This window comes from Paenibacillus sp. J2R1T-4 (genome assembly GCF_059692235.1).
On the sequence record NZ_JCAUBA010000015.1, the window covers coordinates 113,991 to 125,975 of the forward strand.

An 11,985-nucleotide genomic window follows, 5' to 3' on the forward strand; every position below is an offset into this window, starting at 1 on the left:
GGGAGGTCGTTTTGAGTTTCGGATGTTGGATAATTGGATAGTTGGATAGTTGGATAGTTGGAAGGAATTGGTCATTCAAAAAAATCCTAAATCGATCCCAGTTTATATTCTAGAGTATCCCACAGCTCGGCGGTCCATATCATCTCTTGAACGAATCGCCTAGGTGCTGCTTCATTCGTATTCATCATAGCGGCATTCAACCACCAGAATGCTTCCACACACCAGATATGCTTGACGGCTTGCAGCAAGGAGCCTTGCACAAGGTCTCGCCCGCTGCGGTACCCTTCGGCTAGTGCGTGGATTGCTTCTTCACGAAGCTTGCCCTCGTGCAATGCGCATGATAAGATCGCTCTTCCCAGATCCATCAGAGGAAATGCATACCGAACACGATCAAAATCTAAGATAGCTGTTAGAGCTTTGTCATCAAATAGCAGATTATCCGACCAAAGATCCAAGTGGGTCCAACCTGGAGTTGCCGCCGAGAACATCGAATAATCGATCGATTCTATAATTGCTCGCTGCAGCTGCAGGGCATAACGAAGGCGGTCGGTTCCTTGCTGTGTTGTTGCATTATGCCATCTTTTCTCCCAAGTGGACTCCATTTCTTCACGGGAGATCCTCCAAAGAGGCTGCAGGTTATGTTGTGTTTGATCCATGTCATTCCATACCTTATGCATACGAGCCGCCGCAGCTCCAAGACTATACATTTGCTCGGCGTTCATTGTTCCGGCTCCCAGCACTTCACCTTCGAGGTAACGCATTATGACGAATCTTTGGCCTGCTGACGTCGTGTGCATATACCGGCCTTCATGGGCTATTAGAGCAGGGCATGTGCCGCCATGCTCATGAAGAAGTCCGTGCAGCTGTAAAGCGCGGCTGATCTCATCCCAGATGAACGGCTCGTGCTTCCGGTATCGCTCTGTATTATAGCTCTTGACGAACCAAGTGCCTTTACTCGTCTCCAGCTTCCACTTTTCATTCAAATGACCGCGCGGAATCGGTGTGGCTGCATGGATTCGCATACCGAACTGAGCATGAAGCGACTGTGAGATTTGCTCAAGCAGATTGGTTTCTCTGGTGAGAGGTGAGTTCAACTGGCGACACTCCTCAAAAGTGGGTATCTGTCTAGCTTTCTGATCCATCCATTCTAATTCAACTTCTTATGGAGACACCAATACGTTTTCCAAGTGCGATAGCCCAATTTCGCATAAAAGTCGACATAAGGCGTCGTATCGATCACTATTCGCTCAATCCCCCTCTGCCTCAGGAAAGCAACGCCAGCTTGTACAATAGAAAGGCCATACCGGTTCCCCCGATACTGTTCATCGATGCCAAGGGGACCAATGCCCCCTAATTCCTCCTCGAACAAGGGAGCCCAATAGATGTTCTGGGCAAGCAGCGGTGAATGCGAATCGTTAATCCGGCAAAAGCCGATCAACTCTCCCCCGTCTTTCTCTAGCAAGACAAATTCTCTGCCCGTCCCTCCCCGTTCCCAGTATTGCTTCGTCTGGTATTCCCACCGGCCTGGAAAGCACCGTTCCATGAAGGCAATCAGCGCCGCCTTATCTGTCGTATGGGCCAGTCGGAACGTCACGCCATCCGCCTGCGGCTGCTCCAAGCCATCCTGTAATCCATATTCGTTGATAAGGTCGTGAGTCACATTCAAGCATTCATAGCCCCGGTTTTCGAACCAGCTTCGGGACGCTGGACGATCTTCCGGTATACCCGGGAACATCCGCCAATGAAAGTCGCTGCCCAGCACAATCCGGGTTACACCTGCACGATGCAACGCTTTTTCTGCCTTTTCAAGCAACAAACTTCCAATTCCACGCCCCCGCCACTCAGGATCGACTACCAGAGCATGGATCCAACCTGTCTCCTTACCGAATTGCATACCTGACTCCTGATCCTGCCACACCTTCGTTACAACGAACCCTAGCAGACGATCGCTCCCCTCCTCGAGGACCATCCAGGATCCCTCGCGCAATACGTTTGGATCCATAAACATATTTTGACGCAGCAGTTGTTCCCTGATCGGCAATGAGCTGCCCCACTCTTTATTCCATAGAACCGCCATGTCGGCGATCCGTTTCTCATCAAGCTGCATTTCTCTCATAGTAACCCTCCTGAAACATAAGTTTCTTCTTACTGTATACCATGACAGCAGCGAGGAAAAGAGTAGGATTTATCACTTATGTGCTTATATTCATCTTTTTGAAAACACGTCCTATGCATTTTCGATACTACAACCTCCTTTTATTCTTAAGGAAGGCGTATACATTGTAGTCCATTACTGAGTCAACCAAATATTCGTTATCCCTTTATGCAGATGATCCAACTGGATCTCCTTATACTTGCAGCCGAAACGATAGACGTTAGCCACGCGGCTAAGCTCCGCTCCATTGTCAACCGCTATCCCCCATGGATGATCAGCGGTTCCAAAGGTATCCTCATTGTAAGCCAGCAGTATCGTTACGCCGTCAATGTCACCCTCTGATAGAATACGTCCTTGTGCAGAACCCGCTGCATCGCCTGCTGTCCACTCCACTTTCACCTGACGTTTGGCATGGAACCAATTAAGGATTTGCTCCCCCGTCCACCATTGCATGCCGAGACTGCGTCCATACTCGACCAGCTTAACCATTATATCTCCCACGACACCGTTCTCATGAGCAACCATATAAGGATGGAACAAGAAATGTGCCACTCCGTATACATCTCGTGCTCGATCCGTTAAGGCAAACGCCTCTTCCGCTGTGCACCGCATTGGAAATGGAGGATCCCAAGACAATGTAGGAAGGCTAACTACCTGTGTGGCATACCTCCCCGTCGCTGGATTGAAAGACAGGAAGGGGTGACTTGTACCAGCGAGAAAGCCTTTATTCCCCTGCTTCGTACCGCCTTTTGTCTGCTCCATCAGTATTCCCTGACGCTCACACCATTCTAAAAGCTGAAAATCCCCTTCCCAACGCAAGTAGTGATTCTTATTGGAGACAATCCGTTGATCCGGGAACTGCTGTTGCAACATATTGAATTGATAACGGAAATGTGACTCCTTCCACTGGCTCTCCAGAATTTCCGTTCCCAGAGCGTTATAATGGAGAGCAACCTCATGTCCCTCTGCCACAATCCGTTGATTCACTTCATCATCGTAGCCTGGCATTATGATACACCAGGTAGAATTCACTCCTGCTTCCGCCAGCCGATCCAATGTATTAAGAGCTTCTGCTTTAATGTTGCGATCCGTGTCATGCGAGATGTGCCCAATCGCCGATAATCCTTCCGGCCAGAACCAAACCTGTCCAAAGGAGCGCCCTGTCTCCGTGTACAGCTCATGGATAAGCCGCATAAACAGAATTCGCCACTCATCCACAATCGGGTGAAGAAAGAACGGTGCTCCATCTGGCCCTACAGTAGCGCGATCGCGGTTCCAGTCGAGGACGCATGAGTCATCCGTCTTCAGAATATTATCGTCAATGGCACCCGTCCCGTCAGGAGCGGGAGCTCCATCTTTGACTACACTTAGGCCTTGCTGGATCATCGAGAATGTCTGCATCACATTCACGGCAAACAGGACAGCCTTACCATTTCCTACCGGTCTAGTTGCAATTGCAGGATGCACATCCCGGACGGTGCCATTCCGCCGGATAAGCTTGCCTCGTTGCTGCAAAGGAGCAGTTGAATCTGCAGAGGACACATCCTTCACACAGACGGAGCCGAAGAAATGGAAGGAACTAAGCAGATCCTCTGCTAGGGGAGCATCCCCCCATTCCACAAAACCTTCCGTAATATTGGCATCATTATGAATCGGTGATACTTGGAAGAGGGAGTCCAAGCCGTGAAGGCCACCAATTGTCAGCAGGGTGTTGCCTTTTCTGCAATAAGCTTCACAAGCCATCTCCCACTCAGGACTTGGGCCTTCGCCCACAATTACGGTCACCCCTTCAGGCGGCTGTTTCATCCAGCTCGCAGGCGACCATTTCTCATAGGATAATCCCAGATAAGTGAGAAGCTCGAAAACATTCTCGGTATAACAAGCTCGTCCTTCCGAACGAATAGTCCTGCACTCTTCTTCATTCCACACGATATGAATCATTATTGGCTGAACTCCTTCTTCTACCTTGAGAAAGTAGTAATGATGATAATAAAAGTTAAGTTTATTCTACCTCTTTTTCTCTTCCTGTTACATACCTGTTTTTATTCTTAGATGAAATAAACCGTCTGGATCACTGGACGGTCCTTGGCGTTGGATATCAGTTGGGTGCGTGGAAGGGCAGAAAAGCGGGCTACAACCGCTGTTGTACTTGAATTCATTGATTATATTTTTATGGTGAGCATTCAAGTACAAAGGCGGACGCTATCGCTTCTCCGCTCCACCTTCCTGCCCTTTTTTGTTCTACTTATAGCGTACATCTAGTCGGGAAACACGCAGAACGGGGGCCATTAGTTGAACCTCTAGTTCCCCCAAAAACAAAAAAAGACCCCCGGCACGCCGGAGGTCAGAAATTTGTAGGGTATAGGGTATTGAATAATACAAATACATGTAAGGATAAGGACTAATTAGCAATCAAAGTACAAACCGTATTCATGCGGGTGAATGCGGATCGCAACGGATTTCGCTTCGCTGCGTTTGAGTTCGATGTAGTTAGCAATGAAGTCTGCGGAGAATACTCCACCTTGAGTAAGGAACTCGCTATCCACTTCCAAAGCATCAAGCGCTTCTTCCAATGTTCCAGGAACACTGCGGATTTCGTTCTTCTCAGCATCAGACAGTTCATAGATGTTCTTATCGAAAGGACCATAGCCCAGTGCACGAGGATCCATTTTCTTCTGAATTCCGTCAAGACCTGCAAGCAGCATAGCTGCAAAAGCAAGGTATGGGTTAGCGGTGGAGTCCGGTGTACGGAACTCGATACGACAGCCTTTAGGTGTAACAGCTGCAATCGGAATACGCACTGCTGCGGAACGGTTTCCTTTGGAGAATACTAGGTTAACCGGTGCTTCGTAACCTGGAACCAGACGTTTGAATGAGTTCGTACTTGGGTTAGTCAAGGCAATCAACGCTGGAGCATGGTACAAGATACCGCCGATGTAGTGAAGAGCCATGTCGCTCAGGTTAGCATATGCACCTTTCTCATAGAACAGCGGGGAATCGCCGTTGAAAATCGATGAGTGAACGTGCATACCGGAACCGTTATCGCCGAACAATGGTTTTGGCATGAATGTGGCTACTTTTCCGTATTGGTGAGCTGTGTTGTGAACGATATATTTATATTTCATCAGGTTGTCTGCAGTCTTAGTCAGCGTGTCGAAACGGAAGTTGATCTCGGCTTGACCTGCTGTTGCTACTTCATGGTGATGGCGCTCAATGCGAAGTCCTGTCTCAGCAAGCAGACGGCACATTTCACTGCGGATGTCTTGTTGGCTGTCCATTGGGGCTACAGGAACATATCCACCTTTGACTGGTACTTTGAAGCCCAGATTGCCGCCATCTTCCTTGCGACCGGAGTTCCAAGCTGCTTCATTGGAATCGACTTCAAAGTAGGACTTGTTCATGCCTGATTCGAAACGAACGTCATCGAAGATGAAGAATTCGGATTCAGGTGCGAAGAATGCTGTAGTTCCGATGCCCGTAGTTTGAAGATACTCTTCTGCCTTCTGAGCGATGGAGCGAGGATCACGATCATAGCGCGCACCGTCAGGAGTATGAATGTTACACATAATGACCAAAGTCGGGTGAGCCGTAAAAGGATCTACATATGCCGTTTCGGTGTCAGGCATCATAACCATATCGGATTCTTCGATACCACGGAATCCTGGAATAGAGGAACCGTCAAATGCTACGCCGTTCTCGAATGTCTCTTCGTCTACCTCGGTTGCAGGCAAGCTGATATGATTGGCTTTACCGGACAAACCGATAAACCGGAAATCAACCCACTCGATATTTTTCTCCTTGATTAGGGACATTACGTTTTGGACTGACATGTTTATATCCTCCTATTTCCGAACATTCTCGGGTAAATTGATCATCATTGTTCAAGTTTTCAATGATTATGGCCTTATTATAAAACGGCCTGTTTTGACCCGTCAATACTTATGTAAGGTATTTTTTGTTGATATGTTAGGTAAGCTGACATGTAAGCGCTTTTTTCACAATATCGTCAAAATTAGACGAAAAAAATTCCCGCTCTTCTGAGGAGCGGGACAAGTCATTAGGTTTGGGGTTCAAGCAAACCTTATGCGAATATGAAGGATTTAGCAGTGTTAAAGGATTTGCCGCAAAGCGGCGCAAGCTTCTCAAGATCGAGCATCAGCTTGGCGAATTGATCCGGGAATAGCGACTGAACGCCGTCTCCGGTCATGGAATTGTCGGGATCCGTATGCATCTCGACGATCAAGCCGTTAGCACCAGCTGCAACGGAGGCCTTACACATCGTCTCAACGAGCTCGCGACGGCCTGTGCCGTGGCTAGGATCGGAGATGACTGGCAGATGGCTTAACTGCTGCAGAACAGGAATGGCTGTAAGGTCTAACGTATTACGTGTATAGGTTTCGAATGTACGGATTCCGCGTTCGCAGAGCATTACATTCGGATTGCCTCCAGCAAGAATATATTCAGCGGCGTTCAGGAACTCATCATAGGTTGAGCTGAAACCACGCTTCAATAATACCGGTGTTTGCACCTGACCAAGCTTGCGCAGCAAATCGAAGTTCTGCATATTACGAGTACCGACTTGCAGGATGTCAGCGTGCTCAGCGCATACATCGACATACTCAGGGGTCATAACTTCAGTAATCGTGAGCAAGCCATGCTTGCGTCCTGCTTCAGCCATCATCTCCAAGCCTTCAACACCGACACCTTGGAAGCTGTAAGGACCCGTTCTTGGCTTGAATGCTCCGCCTCGCAGCACTTGACCGCCGGAAGCCTTAACCAATCGGGCAATCTCATCGATCTGTTCAGGTGTCTCAACCGCGCAAGGACCGCCCATAATGACCAGCTCATCGCCGCCAATAGAAACGTCCTTTATCTTAATGACCGTGTTATCCGGATGGAAATCTCTGCTTGCCAGCTTGTAGGACTTGGAGATCTTAATTACGTTCTCAATGCCGGACATTTGGCGAAGCTGCTCTGCAAGCTTAGGATCTGCTTGACCGATAATTCCGATCACGGTACGATCCACACCTTTGGATACATGCGCCTGAACGCCTTGTTTCTCGATATGATGAACAATTTCTGCGATACGCTCGTCGGATACTTGATTGTTAGTTACTGCTATCATGGTTAATCCACGCTCCCCTTTTATTCTAACACACTCAAACGCTTCAACGCTTGTATGCTTTTAAGCTTTTATGCTTTTAATCGCTAAAGCAATAATACAATGAAAAAGAAGATTTCGTCAAGCATTAATTATCACTTTTCGAAATCTCCTTCATAAGGGTAGTCCATTCAGCTTTTGTCTGGTGAGATTAATAACAATTGCGCTCTGCGAAGCTTACGCTTCTCTGTTCGTTTAGCTGTGTAGAATTCGAGCAACCATTTAACTGGCAGATAGAAAAGGAACCCTAGCAAGATACCGTCGATCATCCCGCCAACAATAAGTTTGATGTTCATATAAAGCATTTTTTCAAGCCAATTCGGTAAGAATGAGATCCATTCATGAAAATGATCCGGTACAACCCAAGCTCCCACTTTGTTATTGAAGAAAGCGAGCGGAATGTAAATGATCTTCCCGAATACGAAGCCGATAAGTGCACCAGCCAGACTAGCGCGGAACAAGTAAACGAGAGGAAAAACGAGAAAAAAAGCGAACCCGAAAGTGGGCAATGTAAACATCTCTATCGCCAGGCCAATGGAAAATCCGATCGATACTTTGGCAGCCCCACCCTGTGCACGGAACAACAACAAATATTTGAATTTGATCCAACGGCGTATGCCAGACAAAGTCAGACGCTTCTGCTTGCTGTTAGAGCCGCTTGATGCTCGATTCGTCTGTATGCCCACAGTACCTCATCCTATCCTCTTAATCGGACCTTTTCAGTATCCAAGTTTTCTAAGTTTATCGTACCCCTTATTATACCTGAATGAGCTCAAAACCACCAATGATCGGCTCGTCAGAAAACGAAGAAATAGTTGTTAAAATACCCAATCGTGAACAAAATGTGAAAAAAGAAGGAAAGCATGAAACAGCTAATCAGTACAAGCACATGCTTGCGGAACAACTCCATAACGTATAGATAAATGGGAAAACACACAAGCATATACCTCGGAATGCTAGCCAAATGTTCACCACTGCTGAATGGGATCGCTATAAGAAGTATTGTGGCTCCGTATAACAATAGCTGGCGGCCGTCAGTTTTGAAGCTTTTCCACCTTAAGATAGGATAAATCAACATAATGATAATTACGAACGTTGCGATGAGGAAGGAGATCAGTCCATTCTCCCAACCCGACGATGTCTGGAAATACGGTTTGGTTAAATAATGAATATAGCTGCTAAAAGGGATGGAGGTGTGTCTGCCCCAATTCAGCTGTTCATGTATCGGTGCCAGGAAGTCACCTGTCAACCATTTCATATAACCCAAGTAGGTTGCGAGCGGGATTCCACCGATTATCAGGTATAGGAACCGTAATCCGTCGCGCGGTTCCGGCTTCCGGAATCCTCTCTCCAGCAGCATAGAGCATGCGGTGTACAACAATATAACAACCCCAACATTGCGTGTTACGGTACAAAGGCCTGCCAACACAAAGGCTGGCAACCACTTCCCTCGGAGCGAATAATAGACAGCCCCCATGGACAACATCAGGAATAGGCTTTCGGTATATGGAATGGATAAGAATATTGCTGCAGGCGCAACAAGCAGCATCCCCACTACAAGCTTCGCTTCTGTATCCTTTAATCCCCGTTGTACTCCAATAAAGTATAAATAGATCATAGCGACCAAAAGGAACAGATTCGATATTCCTAAGCCAGTTGTCATATAATCACTGCTCGTTATTCCCGACACTAGACGCAAAATTAGCGGGAATAGCGGAAAAAACACCCAGTTGGCCGGCGGATGCGGCTCGTCGATTCTATAGTCATCGTAGCCTTGATCTGCAATAACTTGGTAGGCATATGTATCTGCTGTGAGAAATTGTTCGAGAATCGGAACTTTGGTCTTCCACAGGTCGGTTTCCAATTGCATCTGCATTGTTTCGGAGCCTGGCCACGCCATTGGTTTGTATTCTGAAGGGCTCGTATAGTCTGAGAATATGTTCATACCGAAATAAGCGGCAACAAGTACGACAACACGCGTAATAACGAATAATCCGACCAGGAAGCGAATCGGGCTGTCTTGAATAATGGATCTGACTTTAGCGAAATACATGCACGATCTCCTTTATATAACATCGTCTAAGCTTTCATTATAATCGAAAAGAGGAAGTCTATCTAGACAGCTTGCATGCTCCCTGACTAACAATAAAGACCGTCCGGATGTTCCCGAACGATCTTCTGCATGTATGTTAGATCAGACGCCCTTGCCAGCCTTCTCCCTGACCTGCGGGAGCAGCTTGCTCTTGTTAATCGTACGCTCAATAGGCCAAGTAGCGGGTTGTGCAGGATCGTATTGCTCCAAATACGAGATGACTTCCTTCGTGATCGGAGTTGGCGTGGATGCACCTGAAGTGACTCCAACTTTGCTTACGCCTTCAAGCCACTCCATCTGCAGCTCAGAGACGTCAGAAATCCGGAATGCGCGAGTCCCTGCAATTTCCTCCGAAACTTGCGCCAAGCGATTGGAGTTATTGCTCTTCGGATCACCTACGACGATGACGAGATCGCATTCCTTCGCCTGCTCGGCAACCGCTTCTTGCCGTACTTGTGTCGCCAGACAGATCTCGTTGTGAATCTCAGCCGAAGGAAACTTGGCGATCAGCTTATTCATAATGTGCCGAATATCCCACTGGCTCATTGTGGTCTGATTCGTAATTGTGATCTTCTCTGCATTCAACTGCAGAGCGTCGATCTCCGCTTCCTTCTCTATCAGATGCACATGCTCAGGGGCTATACCAATCGCGCCTTCAGGCTCTGGATGACCCTTCTTGCCGATATATATAATCTCATAGCCTTCCGCAACTTTCTCCCGGATCAGGTCATGTGTCTTCGTTACATCCGGGCATGTGGCGTCCACCACAGTCAAGCCTTTGTCACGAGCTCTGCGCCGCACCTCTGGCGACACCCCGTGGGCGGTGAAGATTACGGTTCCTTTCTCCACCTGCTCGAGAATCTCCAGTCGGTCATTCCCATCCAGCGTAATGATACCGTCTTCCTCGAAGGCTTCTGTCACATGGCTATTGTGTACGATCATACCTAATATATAGATGGGCCTTGGAAGGTCCAAATTACGCGCCGTCTGCCTAGCTAACACCATGGCGTCTACAACACCGTAGCAATACCCGCGTGGGGAAATTTTCAATACGTCCATACCGGTCTCTTCCTCCCGTCTGTTTGCTTATTATTATAGCTTAATCAAGACTGGGAAGGAAGTGACAGCATAATAGGCAGCCAAACAACAAAGGTCGTACCATGATCCTTCTGCGTCATTACTTCAACGGAACCTTCATGCTCATCAATAATCCACTTGGCGATCGATAATCCAAGACCTGTGCCGGACTTCGTTCCGCGAGAAGGATCAGCCCTATAAAACCGTTCAAAGATGTGTGGAATCTCATCCTTCTCCATTCCAATTCCAGTATCGCTAATCCTGAATCCTACTTGGCGTTCTCGGCGTATGAAATCCAGCGTAACCGAACCATCGTCGGTATATTTGAAGCCATTCTCAATAAAGATAAACAATAATTGCTGTAAATGATCTTTACTGCCGTTCACGCTGAGCCCTATTAGCAAACTTGTATCTCCAACATTCCATTCCACCGTTCTCGGAAGGAACTGCGCCTTACGTACTACCTCATCCACTAGTGGTTTCAGCTCTACTGGCCCCTTCTGCATCACTTGACCCGCATCCGCGCGAGCGAGCGACAGCAGGTCGTTAACCATGCGGCTCATCCGCTCAGCTTCATCAGAAATGTCTCGCATCGCTTCAAGCGACATCTCTACGTTCTCGCCGTCCACACTATTCATTTCGCCTTTGGTAGCGGCGGATCTCCACACCTTCTCCAGCAGCTCCACATTCCCCCGGATCGTGGTGAGCGGGGTGCGGAGCTCATGAGATGCGTCTGACACGAAGCGGCGTTGGGCGCTGTAGGCGTCGTCGAGCTCCGAATACATGGTCTGGATGCGGGAAAGCATCCCGTTGATAGTGTCCGTCAGCCTGCCGATCTCGTCGGACGGCCCTTCATAATCGATGCGCCGGTCGAGATCGGCGCTCTTCTCGATACGATTCGCCGCATCGATGACACCCTCAATTGGGCGCAGCGCCTTGCGCGCCAGGAACCAGCCGATGGAGGCGGCCAGGAACACGATGAAGAAGCCGACGAGGATGAAGGTGTACTTCAATGAACGAAGGGAATTGTCGATGGTTTCTTTGTTACTGGCTACACGCAAAATAAGCTGCAATTCATTATTGACTGGAATCGGGTAATTGTATACCAGCACAGATGTATTCTCTGCACTAATGGTTTCGTAAAAAGGATTAATTTTTGTGCTTTTTTCTAACGTATTCGTCGTATGAGGAAGCGGTACAGATAAGTTAAGCGATTGATCGACGAAATCACCATTCGGCCGCAAAATCTGCATTACCATTCCCGTACGAAAATAATCCAGTTGCGGAAGCGACAACTGCCATTGCAGTCCTGTTCGGGTTTGTACCAGTACAGGTTTAACCTGCGCCAATACCTTCCGACCCTCTGTTTCCATCTTACCCTTTAAATCTCCATACAAGCTCGCAGACAACGTGAAATAAATAGCAAACCCCAAAGTCAGCAAAGTTACGGCCAATATGCCCGTGTACCACAAAGTAAGCCGCAAACGGATCGACATGATG

The 11,985-nt window shown here is 47.9% G+C and carries 9 protein-coding genes; all 9 read right to left on the bottom strand.

Annotated elements, in window-relative coordinates; all coding sequences use genetic code 11:
• Positions 1–86 precede the first annotated feature (86 nt).
• The 9 genes from AC58QD_RS22810 to AC58QD_RS22850 all read right to left on the bottom strand — a co-directional run bounded on the left by AC58QD_RS22810 (position 87) and on the right by AC58QD_RS22850 (position 11,981).
• Positions 87–1,094 carry a phosphotransferase gene (locus AC58QD_RS22810; RefSeq protein ID WP_497337304.1) on the bottom strand — a complete coding sequence of 336 codons (1,008 nt, stop codon included), beginning with the start codon at positions 1,092–1,094 and terminating at the stop codon, positions 87–89.
• 53 nt (positions 1,095–1,147) lie between these two features.
• Positions 1,148–2,116 (bottom strand): GNAT family N-acetyltransferase, encoded by a 969-nt coding sequence (locus AC58QD_RS22815; RefSeq protein WP_497337305.1) that lies wholly within the window; start codon positions 2,114–2,116, stop codon positions 1,148–1,150.
• Positions 2,117–2,290: 174 nt separating this feature from the next.
• The gene (locus AC58QD_RS22820) at positions 2,291–4,096 is read right to left on the bottom strand and encodes a polysaccharide deacetylase family protein (RefSeq protein WP_497337306.1); all 1,806 of its coding nucleotides are present in this window, start codon (positions 4,094–4,096) and stop codon (positions 2,291–2,293) included.
• 464 nt (positions 4,097–4,560) lie between these two features.
• On the bottom strand, positions 4,561–5,985 hold the full coding sequence (gene glnA / locus AC58QD_RS22825; protein WP_497337307.1) for a type I glutamate--ammonia ligase: 1,425 nt from the start codon (positions 5,983–5,985) through the stop codon (positions 4,561–4,563).
• A 251-nt stretch (positions 5,986–6,236) separates the two neighbouring features.
• Positions 6,237–7,280, bottom strand: a complete 1,044-nt coding sequence (aroF, locus tag AC58QD_RS22830; RefSeq protein ID WP_497337308.1) for a 3-deoxy-7-phosphoheptulonate synthase — start codon at positions 7,278–7,280, stop codon at positions 6,237–6,239.
• 167 nt (positions 7,281–7,447) lie between these two features.
• Entirely contained in the window at positions 7,448–8,002 is a 555-nt protein-coding gene (locus AC58QD_RS22835) for a DUF2062 domain-containing protein (protein ID WP_497337309.1), read from the bottom strand.
• Positions 8,003–8,112: 110 nt separating this feature from the next.
• Positions 8,113–9,369, bottom strand: a complete 1,257-nt coding sequence (locus AC58QD_RS22840; protein ID WP_497337310.1) for a mannosyltransferase family protein — start codon at positions 9,367–9,369, stop codon at positions 8,113–8,115.
• A gap of 141 nt (positions 9,370–9,510) precedes the next feature.
• Positions 9,511–10,467, bottom strand: a complete 957-nt coding sequence (locus AC58QD_RS22845) for a 4-hydroxy-3-methylbut-2-enyl diphosphate reductase (protein WP_497337311.1) — start codon at positions 10,465–10,467, stop codon at positions 9,511–9,513.
• Between the two features lie 44 nt (positions 10,468–10,511).
• Positions 10,512–11,981 carry a sensor histidine kinase gene (locus AC58QD_RS22850; protein ID WP_497337312.1) on the bottom strand — a complete coding sequence of 490 codons (1,470 nt, stop codon included), beginning with the start codon at positions 11,979–11,981 and terminating at the stop codon, positions 10,512–10,514.
• Positions 11,982–11,985: the final 4 nt, after the last annotated feature.

Bases quoted from the DNA above. Each gene is read 5' to 3' on its own strand.
- AC58QD_RS22815 (WP_497337305.1), bottom strand. From the start codon at position 2,116: ATGAGAGAAATGCAGCTTGATGAGAAACGGATCGCCGACATGGCGGTT.
- AC58QD_RS22820 (WP_497337306.1), bottom strand. From the start codon at position 4,096: ATGATTCATATCGTGTGGAATGAAGAAGAGTGCAGGACTATTCGTTCG.
- glnA (WP_497337307.1), bottom strand. From the start codon at position 5,985: ATGTCAGTCCAAAACGTAATGTCCCTAATCAAGGAGAAAAATATCGAG.
- aroF (WP_497337308.1), bottom strand. From the start codon at position 7,280: ATGATAGCAGTAACTAACAATCAAGTATCCGACGAGCGTATCGCAGAA.
- AC58QD_RS22840 (WP_497337310.1), bottom strand. From the start codon at position 9,369: ATGTATTTCGCTAAAGTCAGATCCATTATTCAAGACAGCCCGATTCGC.
- AC58QD_RS22845 (WP_497337311.1), bottom strand. From the start codon at position 10,467: ATGGACGTATTGAAAATTTCCCCACGCGGGTATTGCTACGGTGTTGTA.
- AC58QD_RS22850 (WP_497337312.1), bottom strand. From the start codon at position 11,981: ATGTCGATCCGTTTGCGGCTTACTTTGTGGTACACGGGCATATTGGCC.